The 20,605-nt window shown below is 39.9% G+C and carries 19 protein-coding genes; 14 read left to right on the top strand and 5 right to left on the bottom strand.

Going from position 1 to position 20,605, the window contains the following annotated elements; translation table 11 throughout:
* Positions 1–289 precede the first annotated feature (289 nt).
* Positions 290–2,296, bottom strand: coding sequence for a hypothetical protein (locus AC5WOE_RS04070; protein WP_496048726.1), 2,007 nt, complete (start codon positions 2,294–2,296; stop codon positions 290–292).
* 285 nt (positions 2,297–2,581) lie between these two features.
* Positions 2,582–4,300, bottom strand: a complete 1,719-nt coding sequence (poxB, locus tag AC5WOE_RS04065; RefSeq protein ID WP_496048725.1) for a ubiquinone-dependent pyruvate dehydrogenase — start codon at positions 4,298–4,300, stop codon at positions 2,582–2,584.
* A 173-nt stretch (positions 4,301–4,473) separates the two neighbouring features.
* On the opposite strand from poxB, the gene AC5WOE_RS04060 reads away from it, so the two are divergent.
* From AC5WOE_RS04060 to AC5WOE_RS04040, 5 genes are all read left to right on the top strand, one after another.
* Positions 4,474–4,680, top strand: coding sequence for an oxidoreductase (locus tag AC5WOE_RS04060; RefSeq protein ID WP_496048724.1), 207 nt, complete (start codon positions 4,474–4,476; stop codon positions 4,678–4,680).
* Between the two features lie 347 nt (positions 4,681–5,027).
* Positions 5,028–5,573, top strand: a complete 546-nt coding sequence (locus AC5WOE_RS04055) for an NAD(P)H-dependent oxidoreductase (protein WP_496048723.1) — start codon at positions 5,028–5,030, stop codon at positions 5,571–5,573.
* 19 nt (positions 5,574–5,592) lie between these two features.
* Complete coding sequence (locus AC5WOE_RS04050) at positions 5,593–6,066, top strand: hypothetical protein (protein WP_496048722.1); 474 nt, start codon at positions 5,593–5,595, stop codon at positions 6,064–6,066.
* Positions 6,067–6,200: 134 nt separating this feature from the next.
* Positions 6,201–6,548 (top strand): hypothetical protein, encoded by a 348-nt coding sequence (locus AC5WOE_RS04045; protein ID WP_496051983.1) that lies wholly within the window; start codon positions 6,201–6,203, stop codon positions 6,546–6,548.
* A gap of 179 nt (positions 6,549–6,727) precedes the next feature.
* Positions 6,728–7,189 carry a hypothetical protein gene (locus AC5WOE_RS04040; protein WP_496051982.1) on the top strand — a complete coding sequence of 154 codons (462 nt, stop codon included), beginning with the start codon at positions 6,728–6,730 and terminating at the stop codon, positions 7,187–7,189.
* A gap of 153 nt (positions 7,190–7,342) precedes the next feature.
* Here AC5WOE_RS04040 and AC5WOE_RS04035 read toward each other — a convergent pair whose 3' ends face one another.
* The gene (locus tag AC5WOE_RS04035) at positions 7,343–9,124 is read right to left on the bottom strand and encodes an ankyrin repeat domain-containing protein (protein ID WP_496051981.1); all 1,782 of its coding nucleotides are present in this window, start codon (positions 9,122–9,124) and stop codon (positions 7,343–7,345) included.
* Between the two features lie 193 nt (positions 9,125–9,317).
* Here AC5WOE_RS04035 and AC5WOE_RS04030 point away from each other — a divergent pair, with 193 nt between their 5' ends.
* The 6 genes from AC5WOE_RS04030 to AC5WOE_RS04005 all read left to right on the top strand — a co-directional run bounded on the left by AC5WOE_RS04030 (position 9,318) and on the right by AC5WOE_RS04005 (position 15,940).
* A complete protein-coding gene (locus AC5WOE_RS04030; RefSeq protein ID WP_496052041.1) occupies positions 9,318–10,856 on the top strand; it encodes an FAD-dependent oxidoreductase in 1,539 nt (512 codons plus the stop codon).
* A gap of 143 nt (positions 10,857–10,999) precedes the next feature.
* Entirely contained in the window at positions 11,000–11,650 is a 651-nt protein-coding gene (locus tag AC5WOE_RS04025; protein WP_496048718.1) for a hypothetical protein, read from the top strand.
* Positions 11,651–11,659: 9 nt separating this feature from the next.
* Positions 11,660–13,849 carry an NHL repeat-containing protein gene (locus AC5WOE_RS04020; protein ID WP_496051980.1) on the top strand — a complete coding sequence of 730 codons (2,190 nt, stop codon included), beginning with the start codon at positions 11,660–11,662 and terminating at the stop codon, positions 13,847–13,849.
* A gap of 94 nt (positions 13,850–13,943) precedes the next feature.
* Entirely contained in the window at positions 13,944–14,564 is a 621-nt protein-coding gene (locus AC5WOE_RS04015) for a DUF4397 domain-containing protein (protein ID WP_496048716.1), read from the top strand.
* A gap of 7 nt (positions 14,565–14,571) precedes the next feature.
* Positions 14,572–15,192, top strand: coding sequence for a DUF4397 domain-containing protein (locus tag AC5WOE_RS04010; RefSeq protein WP_496048715.1), 621 nt, complete (start codon positions 14,572–14,574; stop codon positions 15,190–15,192).
* A complete protein-coding gene (locus AC5WOE_RS04005; protein ID WP_496051979.1) occupies positions 15,179–15,940 on the top strand; it encodes a DUF4397 domain-containing protein in 762 nt (253 codons plus the stop codon). The genes AC5WOE_RS04010 and AC5WOE_RS04005 overlap by 14 nt, the downstream gene beginning before the upstream one ends.
* Before the next feature lie 41 nt (positions 15,941–15,981).
* Here the strand turns inward: AC5WOE_RS04005 and AC5WOE_RS04000 are convergent, their stop codons facing one another.
* Both AC5WOE_RS04000 and AC5WOE_RS03995 read right to left on the bottom strand, forming a co-directional pair.
* The gene (locus AC5WOE_RS04000) at positions 15,982–16,794 is read right to left on the bottom strand and encodes a sporulation protein (protein ID WP_496048713.1); all 813 of its coding nucleotides are present in this window, start codon (positions 16,792–16,794) and stop codon (positions 15,982–15,984) included.
* 489 nt (positions 16,795–17,283) lie between these two features.
* A complete protein-coding gene (locus AC5WOE_RS03995) occupies positions 17,284–17,679 on the bottom strand; it encodes a hypothetical protein (protein WP_496048712.1) in 396 nt (131 codons plus the stop codon).
* Positions 17,680–17,822: 143 nt separating this feature from the next.
* On the opposite strand from AC5WOE_RS03995, the gene AC5WOE_RS03990 reads away from it, so the two are divergent.
* The 3 genes from AC5WOE_RS03990 (at position 17,823) to AC5WOE_RS03980 (ending at position 20,200) form a co-directional block, all read left to right on the top strand.
* Positions 17,823–18,785, top strand: coding sequence for a 4-hydroxy-3-methylbut-2-enyl diphosphate reductase (locus AC5WOE_RS03990; RefSeq protein WP_496048711.1), 963 nt, complete (start codon positions 17,823–17,825; stop codon positions 18,783–18,785).
* A gap of 186 nt (positions 18,786–18,971) precedes the next feature.
* The gene (locus AC5WOE_RS03985; protein WP_496051978.1) at positions 18,972–19,805 is read left to right on the top strand and encodes an Rpn family recombination-promoting nuclease/putative transposase; all 834 of its coding nucleotides are present in this window, start codon (positions 18,972–18,974) and stop codon (positions 19,803–19,805) included.
* Positions 19,806–19,903: 98 nt separating this feature from the next.
* A complete protein-coding gene (locus AC5WOE_RS03980; RefSeq protein WP_496051977.1) occupies positions 19,904–20,200 on the top strand; it encodes a hypothetical protein in 297 nt (98 codons plus the stop codon).
* The last annotated feature ends 405 nt before the right edge of the window (positions 20,201–20,605 follow it).

Raw genomic sequence — 20,605 nt, 5'->3', positions numbered from 1 at the left:
GTCTCGTCCTTTTTCGAGGCATATCCAGTGCTATAAGATGATATGAGTGCATGAATGAGCGGATAGCTTCTCTTTTCATAGGGAATCATTCGTTTAGACGATAAGATTATACAACCGGCAGTTCTTATTCGGCAATAGGTTTTTGAAAATTATTCTCCTTTTTTTGTTTTTTTATTTTAATGTTCTTTTTCTCATGGTTTCATGTACCGATAAAAAGAAAAGAGCCTTGAAATAGGCCCGAATAATCTAAAAATGATGTAATTGTTTTACTTTTTCCAACAAAAGATTTTTAAGGAGTAGACTTATTTAGCTCACCTTTTTTGGGAGCAGGACTATATTTCAAGTAAGAAACCAATCCTCCCATCCCAAGTAAAGAAAGGACAATAAAAAGGGCCAATCCTGTCCAATGGATTCCTAACCATTTATAACTAGGGACATCTTCAAAAATAAGTTGCAATAGACCACTGAATAATACAACAGGAAATCCAAAAATCGTGATGAGCACAATCAAACGATTTGTCTTTAAATTAGTGTGGTTTTCAATGATTTGTTCTAACTCAGAAATAGATTCATATAATTCTTGGAGTTGGCTGTGCAAGGTCCAACGTTTTTCCAGCGTTTCACGAAAGAGTTGCAGATGATAATCCGAAGAAGAGAACATGGTTGTAAGAATGGCATAGCGAATTTTCGTCTTATTGGAGCTGATCCAATGATTGATTTCCATGAGTTTTACATTGGACAAGGTTTGTTTCATTTTTAACCATTCCAACACTTTCGACATCATCTGAATACAATCTTGATGTACGCTTTGGAAGAGAGTGACCTGCTTCACTACATGTTCGATTTCTTGCTGATATGCGGGCAGATCAAGGGACTCTGTATTCCAATCATCTAGTAAAAAAACACCATTTTCATGCACGATAGCATAACCAAATGGAGTTTCAACAAAATCAAACGAGCTTTCCGGAGGTAAAGGATAGATAGGCGGAATCTCGTCTTCTCGAATGCGTGATGCGCATATTGCTAAATATCGTTGCAGTGTTGGAGATGTCACTAAAACTTGCTGCTGTCCGAGTGAATTCCATTTTGCAGCAGTTAAAAATTTTTCTTTTGCCCAGATAGGTTTGCATTCATATATTCGGCAAGAGTCTCCAATTGTTCCATTAGATAGGTAGGGATTTACAGTAATAGATTTAGCAGGATTGTATAGCTCCCAGATAGTGTTTATTACATCAGACCACTGTACTTTGGAATGTTCTTTTTGATGATATTTACATTTTGGGGCAGTTACAGTTTGATAGTTTCCGTTTTGATCATGCCAATGACAATCGGTAGGCCGATGGACACCCCAACGTTCATTTTCCAATGATTCGAGTTTATACCATAAGTCTTTTAAATGGAGATTTTGCCCTGCTTCTACTTGGATAACAATGTCACGACCAGTGCCGCTTAATTCTGGGCGATAGATGGCGAAAAATTGGAACCCTGATTCAAGCCATGTTCGTTCTTTATCATGGATAAGAAAAGATTTGAGCAGTCCGATATAGGTGTTTTCTGTCGTTATAAATGCATCTACAAGCATGGTTTTCTGCGAGTCTTTGACGGGCAGCTCTAGTTGTGTAATGGTTGCTTGTTTGATGCTCAATTCATACTTTTGATACTCTCGCTTCAAGTAAAGTAAAGCACGGTTATATTCTTCGATGTGGTCGGAGTTGGGAATCTCATAGGGGAGTACTTGATCCATCATCAGGGAAATAGCAAGATAGATACATGCCTGAAGGCCTTCTGTTACATTGGATTCATCAATGATAGTAAACATTTTACCATCTTCATTGATCTGCTCCTCAATAAGGAAAAAAGAGTGTGCCAATGCACTGTGCAAGCATCCCCAAGACTGAAATGGTTTTCCTGTTGTTTTTACATCATCTGATTCCCATCGGATGGTATAGTCTATCCATTCAAAGGGGAAATCTTTTCTGTCTACATTATGATGTCGGCAATAAAACATAATAAATGTCAGACATGCATCTAATGATAAATCTTCGAAATAAAAAGAGTACTCTTGGAAGGGTTTGTTATGGAGGAGGTGCAGTTCTTCTAAGTGGTACAACATTTCGGTTGTAGATTCATAGCCATCATTTTGATAGTAGTAAACAAGTTTGTTTTGATAATAAGAAAATAATTCATTTCCAATAAACACTTCATTGTCATAGCTAGGAATTTTGTTCGGTTCATAATGAATGGTAACTTCCTGCAACTCATTATAAAGTTGTTGCAAACAATCGATAAGTTGCAATTGTCCACATCCTTTTAAATAATTTTACTTTATTACAAATATTGTATCGAAAATATTTTAATATTTCAAATGATAAACGCCTAAAAAAGAAGAAAAGCTCACTTTTTTAGGCGTTTATTTCTATATATCGGTTACAAATGTTTTTGATATTTTTAACAATATTGTAAATAAATCTCATAAGAAGATGATTTTTGAAGGGAAAAAGTAGAATCATATGTCTGTAAAAATATCGAGAAACGCACGTGTTGGAAGTATGGTACCATAGAACAGAAACTTTTGGATAGATCACCGAAACAAGTTTGTCTTTGTCAGTTCCACTAATTCATTTCCATGACCACTCAACACTGCTTTTAGCATCCACAAAGTAAAGCCTTTTGCTTGGTCAAATGTAATGGAAGGCGGCATCGCTAATTCTTGTCGATTGACAACAACATCGACAACCACTGGACCATCCTCCTTTAGTGCTTGAGATATTGCTCCTTCTAACTCCAGCGGATTTTCCACTCGTATTCCTTTCATTCCGATAGCTTGAGCCAAAGCAGCAAAGTTGGGATTGTCGAGTTCTGTCCCCATTTCAAGATAACCAGCAGCCTTCATCTCCAATTCTACGAAAGCGAGTGAACCGTTGTTATAAACGATGATTTTTATAGGAAGTTTATGCTGTTTAAGAGTCAGCAAATCCCCCATTAACATCGATAGACCTCCATCACCAGACAAAGAAATGACTTGACGTCCCGGCTGGGAAACTTGAGCTCCAATTGCTTGCGGCAGTGCATTTGCCATCGTGCCATGAGTAAATGATCCTAAGAGTCGTCGTTTGCCATTCATACGCAAATACCTAGCCGCCCACAGAGTAGGTGTTCCAACATCGCATGTCAAAACAGCATCTTCTGAGGCAAGATCGCTTACAAGTTTAGTCAAATATTGGGGATGAATCACATTGCGTCCCGGAGCAGCCAGCTCATCTAATTCTTTACGGACATGAGCATAATGTTTGGAGAACCGCTTAAGATGGTCTGGGTCGTGGTCTGCTAAGTGAGGTAACAATTTTTCGATAGTTTGTTTTACATCTCCGCAAAGACCGTAGGTAAGTGCCGTTCGGCGACCTAGATGAGAAGGATCTATGTCTACTTGAAGAACGGTGGCCTTTTCCGGGTAAAATTGCCGATATGGAAAATCGGTTCCAAGCATAAGCAATACATCACATTCCATGATGGCATGATATCCAGAAGAATAGCCGATTAATCCTGTGAGTCCGACAGAATAAGGATTATCATATTCTAAATATTCTTTTCCTCTGAGAGCTATGACCATTGGGGATTGTAACTTTTCACATAATTTCATTAGAGAATCATGTGCGCCTGCACAACCAGCGCCACACAACAAAGTTACACGTTTTCCATCATTTAAATATTCAGCAAGTCGTTTGATTTCATTATTATCGGGATGGATGATGGGATGAGTTGGGTGGAAAACATGTTCAGGCACATCTGTTTTATCGTACTCAAAAGCGGCAACATCCCCAGGTAACACTAAAACAGATACATCTGAATTTGCGACTGCTGACTGCATGGCCATGGTGACCATATGAGGGATTTGTTCTGCTCCCATTACCATTTCACAAAAAGAACTGCATTCTTTGAATAATTGATCTGGTCGAGTCTCTTGAAAATAACCGCTTCCGATTTCAAAGCTGGGAATATGGGCAGCAATGGCAAGTACAGGTACTCGGTTTCGGTGGCAGTCGTACAACCCATTAATGAGATGCAAATTACCAGGTCCACTGCTTCCGGCACAAATTGCGATGCTCCCATTTAAGGAGGCATCTGCTCCTGCTGCAAATGCAGCAACTTCCTCATGACGTACATGAATCCATTCGATTTTTCCTGAACGCCGAATAGCATCGATGAGTGCATTAAGTGAATCTCCAATTATTCCATAAATTCGTGTCACGCCAGCGTTTATGAGTGTTTGGACGATAGAATCAGCAATAGTTCTTTTCATCGAATCTCTCCTTTGTCATCTATTTAGTCTGTCGATTTTCAACGGAGTTATTCTCTTAAAAGTCATATGAGATCAAAAGATACAACGGTTTGTGGATCGTTTTTTCATTGGATTCTGGAATCCATATCTATACTACCTTTCAAGCTTATAGTTTAAAAGAGGAGAGGTAACTTATGATAAATACTATCACAAGCCCTGTGATGATTGGAAACTTACAGTTCAAACAGTATGTAAAATTACCGATTATAGCAGTAGGGAAGATCTATACGACAAATTTGGCAAATGCTATTTTAGCAGATCGACTAGCAGATATAATTGCAATAGGTAGACCTTTACTCGATGATCCGTTATATGGTAAAAAAATGCTCGAAAAGGAATAAAAGCGACCCCTCATGTTTTCGTCCTTCTCCGACGAGAGGAGTCGACAAGATAAGGGTTTTTTTAGGATTTGTTTTGTTAAATTTCCCCTTACGATGAAACAAGCTAAAAACAACAAAAATGAGTTATTACAAGGAAATTCAGATGTCGAATGAGATTTTCCCATTAATTCATGTATTTAAATTTTAATGTTGTTCATATTTCTTTCCCCACAATAATGATTTCTTTGATATAATCATACAGGGACACAATTTGCTCAAAGGGTATCAATTATTTCGTATGGAATATGTGGAGGATTGACACCCTAGTAAAGAGAGACTAATGTTAGCTCGTATCAGGAGGAAACGCCATGAAAGTATATGTTGTTTATGATAGTGAAGGTGGACACACAGAGTCATTGGCCAAAGCTGTAGCTCAAGGTGCAGGTAATGTAGAAGGTGCTGAAGTACATATTCACCATGTAAATGATGCAGATGTTTATCAAATGGTAGATATGGATGCTATTATTTGGGGATGTCCCGGTCATTTTGGAACAATCAGCGCTGGGCTAAAGACATGGATTGATAAACTCGGTTATTTATGGGCTGAGGGAAAACTGATCAATAAAATCGGAGGAGTTTTCTGTACCACTGCTACACATCATGGTGGTTTAGAAGCGACCCTGCTCAATTTGATAACTCCTATGTTGCACCAAGGAATGATTGTAGTTGGCCTTCCTGCCGATATTCCAGAAAATGCACTCTATGGTTCATACTATGGTGTTGGTGTTACTTGTCCAGTAGAAGATACACCTGGAGTTGCTACAACATTAACGGCAAACGATACCGCTCTAGGACGGGCACTTGGAAAAAGGGTTGCAGAAGTGACCAAACAATTTGTTGAAAATCGAGGCTAGGTAAGGGAGAGTAAGCCCCATGATTATACCTATTATTTGTTTTGCAATTGCTGCTATTCTCTTGATTGTTCTAATCGTGGTAAATGTTCGCGCTGCATCCAACCGTAATAAAGAGGAATCACAAGTTTTAGAAGCTGAATCCATTGTGGAAACACCAGAAGAAGTACTAGAATCCAATCCAGCTGAATCTACGATTCAAAAAGTGGCGGAAGAGGTAGCAGAAGAAGAACGGATTTCAGAAGAACAATTAGAAGCAGAATTGCAACCTGTAACAAAAGAGGAACATGTTGAAGAAGTAAATCTAGAATCGAAAAGAGAAATAGAAAAAGAATCAAATAAAGAGACAAAGCCTTTTAAGATCGAAGATAGTACCTATCGGGCAGCTTTGAAAAAGTTCCAATCCCAAAAGCCGGGGCTAGCTAAAAAGAAAATCCAGATTTCTGATTCAGACTATCGCAGTGCACTTCGATCGATGCAAAAGAAAGACAAATAATCATTAAAATCCCCTTGTTATGAAAACAAAGGGGATTTTTTTATGCTCAATTTATGTAAAATGGTTAATTGCATTATCTCCTTTTCCTTTTCTCTTTCATAAAATATAGCAATCTATGGAGAGGGGGTAATAGATTGGAAACATTTAACAATAACGAGCGTCACCGCAGACATCGCCGCCGTAGACATCACCGCAGACATCACCGTAGACATCACCACAGACGTCATCACAGTGATCCTCAGAGCCATTTTCGCACAGAAGTGATTGTTTTACGTCAAGGTCAAACGGCTACTCGTACCTGTGGTTCGTTTTCAGGTAGAACGATCACGGCAAGACTTCGTCGTGGAGAGGTACTTGTAGCGATTTGCCGTTCTTCTCGCCGCAGATTTATTTTTGTTTGTGAAAGAGCCATATTTACGAGAACCATATTATTACAGCGCGGAACAAGGATTGTTGTAAGTTGTCGTCGGAGATTTACCTAATCTCATTTTATAAAAGAATCGACTCCTTTTCAGGAGTCGATTTATTTAATTTCTGGCTTTGGTGTAGGTGTTTTTAGGACAAAAATAAAGTAAATCAAGTAAATGGCTATTTGTTGTTAATAAAATATAGGGTAATATGAGGATAAGCAGTGTAATAAGGCTCAGGAAGGGAAACAGTTGTGCATCGTGTGAGTCTGTTCTCGCTCAACAAGACCAAGAAGCTTACCTTGGTCATCCATCTCTGTTCGTTCCTACTCTGGCTGCGTCTCATCGTGTTGCTCTATGTCGATGTGCAGATGTGGAAGAAAAGAGGTGCCTCCTGTTTCGGGTGGATTTTCATCGTCGCCCTGATGGGGGTTGCCACTATGGTAATCACCATTTGCACCGACTTTTTGCCGGACAATTTCGGTAAACTTCTCTTTTGGTCCATTGCTTTTTTCTACGTTTTTGGGCTCATTCCCTACAGCATCTACCGTCAGGAGAAGCTGAAGAGGAGACTTGCCAGCCTGAAGGTGCAGAAGAAGGAGATCGCTGCAAAGAAGAGAGACCGCACAACGGCAGGACAAGAGAAAGCGTCAGCTTTGAGAGTGCAGGAGCGGAGCGATCCTCAGGAAACGAATATGAAATTGGTGTTCGCTTAAACAGAAAGTGAATCACGAGCACATTGTGTTTCTCCTTCTGGGTTGTGTGCTGCTGACGGATTATCCTGATTCGTCGCCAGCACACCAGCACATAAAGATAGGTGAAATAGATAAAAGAACACATCTTTTTTGAGACGTGTTCTTAATGTTTGTTTATTTGGATGTTTTATAAAAAGAAGTCTGCCAGAGTTCATCTAATCCAATTTGCAAAATCTCTTTGCTATAATCGTATAATTGTGCAATAGGCTGTCCCTCTTCCACATGATCCAAAGTAAAACTCGTGATCAAATCACTTTCCGCTATCACATTTTGGGTTTCCTCTCGTAATTCATCAGGACAACGAAAGTGAAATTGCGTATAGTCCACATCGGATTCTTCATTCCACCAGTTGGTATATAACATCCAAGCATCAGGATATTCTGGATGAAAGGCAAAGTATTGCGTTACCACCATCATATCTTCTCGATCGTTTGATTCAAGGTGAAGTTCTTTTTTTGCATAAAAGAAGAAATTTACTTGATTCGCAGCGATTTCATGTACTGCTACATACCGATTGACAAACCCTAGTTGATAGGCAAGGTTTAAAAATTTATTTCTATCCCAACGTATAAAGATGGCATCATTCCAATCGTCATCATGGAAGAAATGGGTGAGATGGCTTGTATCTGTTTGGAAGTCTGTTGACCTCGGTGGTAGAGCAGCTTCAGGAATAGGCTGTCCCGCCTCTATAAGAGCTGTTTCCATCGTAGCGATTGTCTTCGTTTGTCGATTAAATACAGCCCATGTGTAAGGGGACAGGCCAACTCCATCTTTGGAAGTACAGTCGGCACCATGTTCAATCAAGCCCTTTACGATATTCACATAACCTCGTTTGCTCGCTTGGAGAAGCGGAGTAACATTTTGCTTATTTGGTCTATTGATGTCAGCTCCAAGTTCGACTAAACACTCGATAATCAATTGATTACCCATGTCTATCGCTTTAATAAGCGGCGTTTCATCTATTTCGCTTATATTGTTTAAGAAATCAGGACGATGTTGGACCAGCGTTTTGATGACTTTTGGATATTCCGCTGTAGTTTGATCTACTCTTCTGATTGCGTCGTGAATAATAGATTTTTTTTCTAACGGAGCTCCTAATTTAATGAGTTCTTGTAACATCGCATTATTACCTACGTTAACTACTGCTTCCCAGCATGCCTGATCGAGTTGATCAGGAGTAGCTATTGCGCCGTATTTATGCAGTGCTTGAACAGTAGCAGCATTGTATGCACAGCGATATAGGGAAACACCACTGTGTACATTTGGATTTGCTCCATGTTGCAAGAGAAGATCAACAATGCGATGGTAGCCAATATAAATTGCGTGATACAAAGGCGTTTTCTCCCAGTAATCTGCTTGGAAATCTTCATGATTTAGTCGATTTGGGTCCACTCCAGACGAAAGCATATATCGAATAGCTGATTCTTTTCCTTGTTTTGCAGCATCATATAAGGAGATATGTAACAAATCATCTTCTAAGCTTCTTCGGGCGTTCTGTCTTGATTTCACAAATGCATCACAAGTTGCTGGTGTCAAAGCGAGCTGATATGGTTTTTGTCCCCATTTGTTTTCCGCGTCTGCGTTTGCTCCATTTTGTAAGTAGGTTGCAATCGCTTCTGTAAACCCTTCATATGCTGCTAAATGTAATGGTGTATTGCCCCATTCATCTGTGCTGAGGACAGACAATCCTTGTTCGATGAGATACGAGGTCATCTCTTTTGTTTTACTAAAATAAAATAACGTGATGCCGTCTGATGTTTTTTGCTTCAAATGTACAGGAAACTCTTGTAATCTTTCTTTTACTTTCTCTAAATCATCGTTTCTCACTAAGTTACAAGTCGTTTGAAATTCTTTGTCTTGTTGGTCGATATGTCGAATAAATAAGATAAGTAGCACTCCTTTGTATTGGGGTAAATACATTATTATTTTGAAGGTTCGTTTTTCATTTTACAAGAAAAGCGAACTTTTTTTATAGGATCGCTCTCTCAAATGGGAAAAGTATTCGCTGACTATTGGAAATGTATAACCATTTTTCGTTTCGGTGAATATATCTTTTGAGTGTGTGATGTCTATGACAATGGAGGTTAATATCTTGGACGGTCAGATCCCTATCTACCCAGAACCTTACTGGAGAGATCCAAATCCTTTTCCTGGGTTTCCTAGTCTAGAGGAAGATTTGAAGACAGATGTAGTTGTGGTCGGAGCAGGAATTGCTGGTATTACAACAGCATATCTGCTTGCCAAAGAAGGGAAAAATATCATACTTGTAGATGCTGGAAGAGTGGGGAATGGAACTACAGGACACACCACAGCAAAAATAACCGCTCAGCACGATGTGATTTATGATGAGTTGATTCAGCATTTTGGTACAGTTCAAGCAGAATCGTATTATTTAGCAAATACATCTGCTAAAAAATTTATCGAAGATACGATCCATCAGCTTGCGATTGATTGCGATTTTAAACAAGATGACGCCTATCTCTATACGATAGATGATGCCAATAAAGCAAAATTGGAAACAGAAGCCAAAGCTTACCAAACATTAGGGATCAAAGGTTCCTACATCGATAAACTGCCATTGGAATTAGGGGAAAAAGCAGGATTGATGATGCCCAGCCAAGCGAGATTTCATCCGCTGCGCTATCTACAAATATTATTAGATGAATTTGTGTCTTTTGGTGGAAAAGTTTTTGAAAATACGACAGTTGTAGATATAGAAGAAGGTCAGCATCCTATCGTTATTACTCGTGAAAATTTAAAAATCACTTGTGAGGATGTTGTTTTGTGTACCCACTTTCCTTGCTACGATAAAGGGGCGTTTTTTGCTAGACTTCATGCAGAACGTTCCTATGTTCTAGCAATAAAACCAGAAAAGGTTTACCCAGGTGGGATGTACTTATCGATCGATTCTCCAGCAACCCGTTCCCTTCGAGAAGTCGCGATTAATGGAGAACCGCATGTTTTAGTTGGAGGTCAGTCACACAAGACTGGTAAAGGTGTTTGTACGATGCAGCACTATGAGATATTGGAACAATTTGCCCGTGATACCCTTGGAATGAAAGAGTATCTGTATCGCTGGTCCGCCCAAGACTTGATTACACTTGATAATGTTCCTTACATTGGGCGAATGACAAAAAAACACCGCAACATTTATATAGCAACTGGATTTCGCAAATGGGGAATGTCTCATAGTACTGTCTCTGCGTTATTGATTACCGATTTGATCATGGAACGGCCTAATCCTTATGAAGCGTTGTATACACCATCACGTTTCCAAGCAGATCCAAGTCTTCGTAACGTAGTTGTGCAAAATCTAAATGTTGCAGGAACACTCCTTGCAGGTAAAGTAGGTTTAACCTTTAAAGAGCCTAAAGATTTAGCGAAAGATGAAGGCGCAGTTGTAATGGTGGACGGACAACGATGTGGAGCATACCGAGATACAGATGGAGATCTTCATATTGTTGATTCCACCTGTACCCATTTGGGTTGTGAAGTGGAATGGAACCATGGCGATCGTACATGGGACTGCCCTTGTCATGGATCTCGTTTCTCTACAGATGGAGAAGTCATCGAAGGACCAGCAGAAAGACCGCTAGGCAAAGTTGCATTAGAAGTAGAGCAAAGATAATGGAACCAGACCAGTTCCGAAATTGATTGTTTAGATAAAAAAATAGTATTCCATCATAAAATTAATGAAAGCGCTTATCACCTCTCTGTAGTTTTGATATGATAGGAAAACAGGCCATTTTATATACAAAAGAAAGGTCACTGATGAGCAGAAAGCTTGTAGCCAATGTTTTTATCATCGATCGAAGGGGTCCCGATGGGAACTTTCTCGATGATTGGACAAAGTGGCGGGTGCTGATTCTTCAGAGGAAGCCAGATGATTATAAGGGAGTAGAATCTCGCCAAGGTCTGGGGCTGGTCAGCGGCAGAGTATTTTCGGTGATGTGGGAAATTTCCAAGAACAACAGTGACTTGATGTTCAAAGAACACCGAGACTTTGTCGAAGTCAATGTCAACAAGGATGAGTTTTCCTCGGAAGTTTTCCAAGCCAGTAAAGCTGTTAAGGTTAAGTTTTTCGTCAAGCGAAGGATGCTAAACAAGACTGGCATCCCACGTGCCAGAGAGGTTATTCCTCAATTGATCAAGCGTAAGACCCAGCTGGATGTTGCTCAATCTTCGCTTCTCTTTGTGACTTACAGGAAGCTTGATCTGGCTCCTGGCAGGGTTGTCATCTACGTTATAGACAAGCCTGGTGGCGATCCTAAGTTTCCTTATCATGAATGTGCCTATTGGCTAGAACTTGGGAAAATCAGAGACTGGTTTGAAATTGGAAATGTGAAAACACGCCTTCCTAATTGGATTCGGCGTGGAGCTCTTCAGGCTGCTAAGGTTCTGGAGGAATCTTTGGTGTCTTAGAGAGTCCGGGTGGTAGATGAGTATGGCTACCGCCCGGAGCGCAATCATATATATGTTAACCATTTGGAGCAGGTGACGTGCCTGCTCTTTCATTTTCTTTTGCAAATAAAGAATAAGATAGACCGGGCAGATAAGACTAAACGTATCATGAAAAACATTCATCATATATCTAAATGGAAAAATGGCAGTTTTTGTTCCTCGATTCTCTTTATTGTTGGTCTTGGTTTTGGAATATGGCTTCAGGGAACAGTATATGCGGATGAAATGGAGGACCTTGGTCCACAAGTTTACGATTTGACACTTTATGAGTCTGCTTTTGGCAAAGATGTAAAAGGCAGACCTGTCGTATATGCGCCGATTGTTGGCAATCCTAGCAAATTGGTCATCGCAGATTTGAAAACAAGGAAAGTTCAAAAGGTCATACCTATTCCCGGAGCAAAAGGAATATGGACTGTTACCATATCAACAGACGGGAAAGTATGGCTGGGGTCATATAGCAATGGTCATGTCTATCGCTATGATCCAATTACAGAAGTTTTGACAGATATGGGTGTATCTCCATCTGGCAGCAATGTCCTCTATGGGCTTGACCCAGGCAAAGATGGAACTGTATATGGCGGTTCTTATGGTGCTGCAAAAGTTTTTGCTTATAATGTAGCCGGGAAATCGTATGATCTAGGGTCGGTATTTCCAGATGTGTATGCTAGAGATCTGGCATTAGATGCTGAAAATGATGTGCTCTTTGCAGGAGTTGGTGCAATTCGGGCAAATGTGGTTAGATTCAATCTGAGGACAGGAGAAAAAAGACCGATCTTACCAGTGGAGTATCAGACAGATTCTTTCGCTTATGATCTCGATTTTGTTGCCGGTAGATTATTTGTCAAATTAGAACCGTCTTTTCGTGAGGTATTGTTGGACCCTGTAACGGGTAAACCCGATATGGTGACAAATGGATTGACCAAGCAGCAACAAGAGTTTTTTTCGATTGGTTCACGTGGTGTATCTCCACTTGCACCAGATGGGAAATCCGTTTATTTCTCCTATAAGTATCAACTTTATCGGTTTGATACGACCACCAAAACCTATGCGCCTGTTCCTGGTACATCCCTTGCAAATAATGTGATCAGTTGGGGCTGGGAAGAATTTGATGAACCCGGTTATCCTGGCAAATCATTAGTTGGAATGATTGGTAACTACGATGGTAGAGTTTTTCGTTATAATCCGACCACAGGAAATCATGAAGAGTATACGCTTCCTTTTCCACCACAGCCGCTTGATCTTTACCATGTTATTGCAGGACCAGATAGAAAATTGTATTCCAGTGCTTATATCAATGGGTCACTTGGGATTTATGATACAGAAACAGGCAAACACAGTCAGTTTCCTGGTCTAGGTCAAGTAGAAGGTTGGGTATGGGATCGTGATAAGTTATATGTTGGAACATATCCAGAAGGGAAAATATTAGAATATGATCCCAAGCAAACTTGGCGGGTAAAAGAAAATCCGGTGATGCTCTTTCATTTAAAAGAATATGAGCAAATCAGACCGTTGTCTCTTGTTGCTTTCCATCACAAGCTATACGTCGGGACTCGATCCGAATATGGGACATGGGGCGGGGCGCTAACCGTCTATGACCTCGTGAAAAAAGACAAACCAAATGTGTTCCGTAATATCGTTCCCAATCAAACGATCACCACTCTTGCAGCAAAAAATAACCGCATATGGGTAGGTACGAGCATCGAAGGCGGAGACGCGACAACTCCAAAGGAATCAGAAGCAGTATTATTTGAATTTGATCCAAATACAAATACAAAAGTCGCTGAGTACTCTCCGTTAGTCAAAGGTATACCACTAAGAATCAGTGGCTTGACAGTAGGTCCTGATGGAATGCTGTGGGGAATATCCGACGGGATATTGTTTCAGTTTGATCCTGTAAAGAGGCAAGCAGTACGACAGGCACCTCTTGTTCGAGGGGCAAGCTCGACAGGTACTTCGATGGTATTTCATCCAAATGGATACCTCTATGTTACAGTAGATGGAAGCTTATTCAAGATCGATCCAAAAACGTGGAAAAGGTGGCGAATTCCCTATAAAACCAATCTATATCGATTGGTGAGAATTGGTAATGATTTGTATATGAAAGCTGGTCCAAAGGTGAACATTGGGGTAAATCTCGTAAAATATAAACCGGAAGAGTAGGGTATAAACCCTGCTCTTTTTTATATTTTCTAACATGGGTTGCCCTTCCCATGCATAAAAGTAGTAAAGAGCTGTATGGAATGGGGGGAGAGAAGTGACAGCAGCGGGGGTTCGAATAATTCATGCGAGTACAGATATGGGCGAGTTTGATGTGTATGTCAACGATGCTTTATGTACGAAAGGGCTGCCTTTTACAGCGATCACCCAATATATGAGACTTCCTGCTGGAGACAATTGGGTAGAGGTATATCGAGTAGGAGATCAGAGCAAAGCCATTCATCGACGGATGATATCGGTACGAGGAAATAAGTGCTATACCGTCTGTTTGCAGCCAAAAAAAATATTTGTTGTAGAAGACAGTCTCCTATCGAAAAATCGTTCTTCTGGGCCTTATTTGCGATTTATTCATTTTTTAACAAAAGGACCTAATATGGATTTGGTAAACATTAGTGGTTCTTGCTTCTTTTCAAACAATAGCTATATGAGTGTGAGTCCTTATCGCGCGGTCACTCCTCAGACTACAAACTTTTCGTTAAGGGTATCTGGTACACGCAACATCTTATTTCATTCGCCTATTTATCGCTTAGAATCGAACCATACTTATTCTGTCTATGTCATGGGAACTTCCCCTGATTTCGATCTGCATGTTCTGATTGTTCCTGATCGGGAGAGCCATCTCCATAGAGAAAGGAAACATACAGGAAAAGAAGGATGAAAAAGATATGTATATGAAAAGAGAGGCTTCTACTTGTCAGATACTGCATGCTTGTACATTACTCCCGACACCAATAGATATATATGTAAACGAAATGAAATGTGTTCATTCCCTCAGGTTTGGTGAAATAACAGTGTCTTTTGAAGTGATGAGCCCATTTCCGACTATAAAGATTACTTCGTCTATGCAGCCAGAGCGAGTGTTATGGGAATCTCAAGTTGAACTTCCAGATGCAGATCATTTTACATTAGCGATTACGGAAAATCGTCATACTCCACGACTTTCGCTTTTTCGGGATGACGTGTCGCCAGTTACAGGCAGAACAAAGCTGCGAATGATTCAATTATCACCAGACATAGAGCCTGTCAGTATTGCCAATGAACGGCAAGTGTTGTTTTCTAATGTCGCATTTGGAGAGGCGCGTTTTCTAACGTTATCGCCATATACTTCAGCCCTGCAAGTTTGTTTTACACCTAACAATGAGCTGATTTACCGTGTACCTGAGTTGGCTTTCCAACCGGGAGAATCATATACCTTGTTTACAGTAGGAAAAAAACATCAGAAGCCGAAATTTCAACTTTTACTTTTGAAGTCCAATAAGGAGGCAGATAACATTGTGGAGAGATGAGCTGGAAAAAGTGACACAATACTACTTTTTGGCAAACTACTACCAAGAAGTAGACAAGGAAAAATATGAAAAATATACCGAAGCTTATCACCATCACTTAAAAAAGTACGAGGAATCATTCATACAAAGTAGTACTCATGAACAAACGGTTCCAGTGCAGGCGAGAAGGGCAAGAATTCGTTTTTTACATGCAGCAGTAGTAGCTGCCAGGCAACCAGTAGATGTACATATTGATGGGAGATATGCAGCGACGATTACATATTTGACAGTTAATCCCCATATTCCCCTTAAAGCAGGAAAACATACGGTTACTCTGTATCCAACAAGACAAACTACCAATCCAATTTGGCAGCAAGAGATTACAGTGGATAGTGGAAAACGATATTTATTTGTAGTTGCCAATAAAAGTAAAAAACCCACTGATGGTGTGCAGCTGATTCGTTATGAAGAGACGGATACGATTCCCGCCAATAAAGCGAAGATTCGTTTTATTCATCTCTCCCCTGATGCACCATCGCTAGATTTGGTGGAACGACAGCAAAATATCTCTTTCTCAGATGTTCCCTATAAAGAACACACCCCATATGCAGTAGCAAATCCAGGTAGGACAAATATACAAGTAAGAGTGACAGGAACACAAAACAACATCGCTGCAATTGCTTTTGATACAACCAAAGATCATGCTTACACGCTAATTGCTGCTGGCAATGCGAACAATCTATATTGGTTATTGTTATTAGACCGTTAGGAAAGAAGCAGACAATAAAAAATAAGCTACCGCATCGTAGCTTATTTTTTTCGGCGGTCAAATTCGTTTACGAGATCATTGACAAACTTGCCCATCGCGCCCACAAATGAAGATCGGCCATGAGCATCTTTTCTTTGTTCCCTTCCATCAACCAAAGTGGATAAGGTTTGTTGTAAATAAGATTTTAATTTTCCAAGGTTTTCGAGAAGATGCATAGGAAGAATAATTTCATGTTGTTTATGTTTACTTCCGAAAAATGAATAAATGGTAAGGTCAACTAAAAGTCTTATCTGATTAGGGTCTAATGCGACAATAAAGGACATGCGTTCTAACTTGTCAAATAAAAAAGTAGTAGGAGTAAAAATAAATTCTTGTGTGACACCATTAAATAAACGTGAATCAGCTTGTTCTTGAAAACCCAATTGTTCCAGTGCTAACAAGGCTTGTCTTAGGTCGAAGGAGGGGATAACAATAATTTCATCACGGTCTGAAGCATCTATTCCACCTTGTATGTCTAAATGGGTGGAAAGATAGAAAGAAGCGGTTGGACTTGTGATTAACAAGTCTTCTGGTATCGGCAGTTCAAAAGGAACTACTCTTTGTTGTCCAGGTTGGATGGCGAAGGATGCTTGGTATGGGATGACAGCAATCAGATGAGTGATTTTTTTGTTATCTTTTGTCGTTAATTCAAAATAAAGTTCCACTTCAATTTTATTGATCACTTGTTCCACTGTGCCACCCTGTAAAACGAGTTCTCCTTTTACTTGACCGCCTAGCGGGACTTCAGCTTGATATAGAACAAGATCTATCTTTGCTGCTCCCTTTCCTAATATGGCCATCATTTTCTTAAACATGGTAAATCCCCATCCTTGTCAAACGCTATGTACTTAGTTTACCATATACAGTGGCGTTTTTCCTGTGCAAGGAAAAGAGGAGACACCATTTTCAAACAAGTAAATTCTGTGATAATGTGGTGATTAATGGGTGTAACATGTGATTTTCGTGTATAATAGACAAGAATACATCCAAGTTAAGTAGCAACATTTTATGACGATTTAGCATTAGTTCACCATTCATAACATGAAAAATATTATAGTATGGAGTGAAGATCATTATCAAAAGGTGAGGAGGTTTTGTTGGAAAATGAATGAATCTTTTCTGGACTCATCTGCTCTACTTATTTTTTCCATGAGTATTTCATTTGTATTAGCAACTTTGTATATTCGGGAGCGAATCAAGAATTCATCCAAATCATAAATGGATACCTTGCCTGTAGGGCAAGGTTTTTTTTCGCAGGGATTGGAAGAAATCAAAAAAAGGCGGGATTCCCGCCAAATGATGGTTTAGCATCCACAACCGCCGTGATGATGAGTAGAAGAGGATTCCCGACGATAAGAAGAGGATTCGCGACGAGGATCGCAAGGATCATAGCGACGAGAGTCACGATGTCTCCATTGCTCCTTGCACCATTTCATATACATTCTGAGCATTTGCATTTCATAACGATGACACATTTTCATATGGCGATACATGTGATGTAACATTTTTGGATCACATGGGACAGCACAGTGATGTTTATGATGGTGTCTGTAATGATGTTTTGGTGGATGGTACGGTGCTTGATAAGGTGGTTGGTAAGGTGGATATGTTGGTCTGGGTATTGGCATTGGCATTGCTTTTTTAGGAGGCATTGGTGGTAATACAGGCTTTACAGGTGGTCTTTGTTCCACGTTAATCACAATCCCTTCTGTTCTGATGACACGATATCGTATGTATGCCCCTAAGCAAATGTACCAGTTCTATTTGCCCAACTTTTGGGATATTCGTTTGCAACCTCATTTGGATTCGATATAATAGTTGTGACGATTGGGAGGGTTTTTAGATGGAAGTGAAAAAGATAACTCCACGTGGCTATTGCTATGGGGTTGTGGATGCTATGGTACTTGCCAGACAAGCAGCACAAGACCTAGACTTACCGCGTCCTATTTATATTTTGGGTATGATTGTGCACAACAAGCATGTTGTTGATGCTTTTACGGACGAAGATATTATTACGTTAGATGGCCCAAATCGCTTGGAGATTCTAGAGAAAATAGATAAAGGTACTGTTATTTTTACCGCACACGGGGTTTCCCCAGAAGTTCGCAGACGCGCTCGTGAACGTGGGCTGACAATCGTGGACGCTACTTGTCCAGATGTGACCAAAACCCATGATCTCATCCGAGAAAAAGTAGCGGAAGGCTATGAGATCATTTACGTTGGGAAACAAGGTCATCCAGAACCAGAAGGTGCACAGGGAGTAGCACCAGGCCATGTGCATTTGGTCGAAAATGAAAAAGACATCGAGGATCTGACATTGACAAATGCTAAATTACTTGTGACGAACCAAACTACCATGAGTCAATGGGATACCAAACACTTGATGAATAAAGTGCTAGAAAAGTTCCCAAAAGTAGAGATTCACAATGAAATTTGCCTCGCTACCCAAGAACGCCAAGAGGCAGTAGCCCAGCAAGCAATAGGAACCGATTTGGTTATCGTAGTGGGAGATCCGATGAGCAACAACTCCAACCGTTTAGCCCAAGTATCCCTAGATATCGCTGGAGTCCCTGCTTATCGAGTAGGAGATGTCAGCGAAATTCAACTCGATTGGCTGGAAGGGAAAAACTTGATCGGAGTGACTGCTGGTGCTTCTACCCCAACACCAATCACCAGAGAAGTCATCCAGTTTTTAGAACAGTACGACCCACAAGAAGAATCAACTTGGGAGCGAAAACGTACAGTAAATCCGAAAAAGATTCTTCCGCCAGTGAAAAAGAAAAAAGGTATTTCCCCGCAAAAATAAGCCCATTTGGGCTTTTTTTCGTTTAGGGAATATGATTTCTGGAAAAAAACATTTACAAACATACATTCTGATGTTAGAATTGTCCAAAATTAATCATTCTAAAAAATTCCAATCCTTCCAGTCGTAACACGATATCGAAGAGGGATTTTTGAGTGATATAATGATTATAATAAGAGGACGATGGTAATGGACGTATTAGACCCAAAGGTAGATTTTGTATTTAAAAAGATTTTTGGCAGTGAAGAAAATAAAGATGTACTTCTGTCTTTTCTAAACGATACACTAAAAGAAACAAAACAACAGCCGCTCACTCATATTATCCTTGTCAATCCATATCTTGACACAACAATGGTGAAAGACAAATTATCCATATTAGATGTGCGAGCGGTGACTGCCGATGGAAAACAAATCAATTTAGAAATTCAGCTTTTCAATAAATACGATATCCAAAAACGCACATTATTTTACTGGTCGAAAATGTATGGTGAGCAATTGAAGAAAGGGCAACCTTATGGAGACCTGAAGAAAACTATAACGATCAATATCTTAAACTTCCGTGTGATACGAAATGACCGCTATCACAGCATTTTCCACTTGCGTGAAGATCATACACAGCACATTTTAACGGATGATATCGAGATTCATTTTTTGGAACTGCCTAAACTAGTTAGTTCTAGTAATTCGTCAGATCATCTCGTTCGTTGGCTTTCTTTTTTAAAAGAAGTCGATAAGAGTAAATGGGAGGAGTTGGCAATGGATAAGCCTGAATTAAAAAAAGCAATGGCTGCATTGGAGTATTTAAGCCAAGATGAAGAAGCGCGTATGTTATATGAAATGAGAATGAAAGCGTTAATGGATGAACGCTCTGCATTGGATAAAGCTGAGAAACGTGGAGTAGAAAAAAAGGAAAGAGAAATCGTTAAAAATATGTTTAAGTTAGGTTTTGCTGTCTCATTAATAGCAGAAGCAACAAATTTGACAGAAGAAGAAGTTCTTAAAATCAAAGAAAGTATGAAGTGATCACTCTAAGAGCGAATTTGGATTTTATCTATATGGAATAAGCCCTTTTGGGCTTTTTCTTTTAGAGAGTATAAATCTAAGGGAGGAGGCGATGGATTATGCCTGAATTAAAAAAAGCAATGGCTGCATTGGAGTATTTAAGTCCAGAGCAAGAAGCACGTATATTAGATCAAATGAGAGAGAGAGCGTTAATGGATGAAATTTCTGCTTTAGATTATGCTGAGAAACGTGGATACGAGAAAGGATTAAAAATAGGATTAGAACAAGGGCTTAGAAAATGGAAAGAAGGGTTTGTTAAAAACATGTTAAAGCATGGGGTTACTGTTTCACTAATAGCTAGAGGAGTGGGTTTGACAGAAGAAGAAATCCTGAAAATCGAAGAAACTATGGAATAGCTGTTTTGATAAATTCTATTAGGGTTTCTTTTTTCTCATGTTGTAATGGTAGAAAGTAATTATTTTATTTATTAGGAATGTTCTACATGCTATAATCACAGTAAGCATTCTTCTCACAAGAGAAGAATCACGGAACCTGGAGAGGAGGTTACATGTTCGGTAAGTGTGACGACTGCGGCAAAGAAAATGTCAGCGTGTGGACGGTAGAATCCGAGCCGGAGAAGCGATACTGCTCCTCCTGCAAGTATGACCACGCTACCGCAGACGAACTGTCCCGCTGGGACACCCAGAACAATGTGTCGTGGTATGACTACTACGACCTTGACTAATCCAGAGTAATACCTGGACTCCTCGGTTCCTGCCCCGTGGTGTGACGGGGCACCGCAATTATTTCAATATATATTT

The sequence above is a fragment of the Shimazuella sp. NTD248 genome, assembly GCF_059510395.1.
The sequence above is the reverse complement of the archived record's forward strand: the minus strand, read 5'-3'. Positions and strand labels throughout refer to the sequence as shown.

What these genes read in the sequence shown, in the direction of transcription:
- poxB (WP_496048725.1), bottom strand. Translation starts at nt 4,300, where the DNA reads ATGAAAAGAACTATTGCTGATTCTATCGTCCAAACACTCATAAACGCT.
- AC5WOE_RS04060 (WP_496048724.1), top strand. Translation starts at nt 4,474, where the DNA reads ATGATAAATACTATCACAAGCCCTGTGATGATTGGAAACTTACAGTTC.
- AC5WOE_RS04055 (WP_496048723.1), top strand. Translation starts at nt 5,028, where the DNA reads ATGAAAGTATATGTTGTTTATGATAGTGAAGGTGGACACACAGAGTCA.
- AC5WOE_RS04050 (WP_496048722.1), top strand. Translation starts at nt 5,593, where the DNA reads ATGATTATACCTATTATTTGTTTTGCAATTGCTGCTATTCTCTTGATT.
- AC5WOE_RS04025 (WP_496048718.1), top strand. Translation starts at nt 11,000, where the DNA reads ATGAGCAGAAAGCTTGTAGCCAATGTTTTTATCATCGATCGAAGGGGT.
- AC5WOE_RS04010 (WP_496048715.1), top strand. Translation starts at nt 14,572, where the DNA reads ATGTATATGAAAAGAGAGGCTTCTACTTGTCAGATACTGCATGCTTGT.
- AC5WOE_RS04000 (WP_496048713.1), bottom strand. Translation starts at nt 16,794, where the DNA reads ATGTTTAAGAAAATGATGGCCATATTAGGAAAGGGAGCAGCAAAGATA.
- AC5WOE_RS03990 (WP_496048711.1), top strand. Translation starts at nt 17,823, where the DNA reads ATGGAAGTGAAAAAGATAACTCCACGTGGCTATTGCTATGGGGTTGTG.
- AC5WOE_RS03985 (WP_496051978.1), top strand. Translation starts at nt 18,972, where the DNA reads ATGGACGTATTAGACCCAAAGGTAGATTTTGTATTTAAAAAGATTTTT.
- AC5WOE_RS03980 (WP_496051977.1), top strand. Translation starts at nt 19,904, where the DNA reads ATGCCTGAATTAAAAAAAGCAATGGCTGCATTGGAGTATTTAAGTCCA.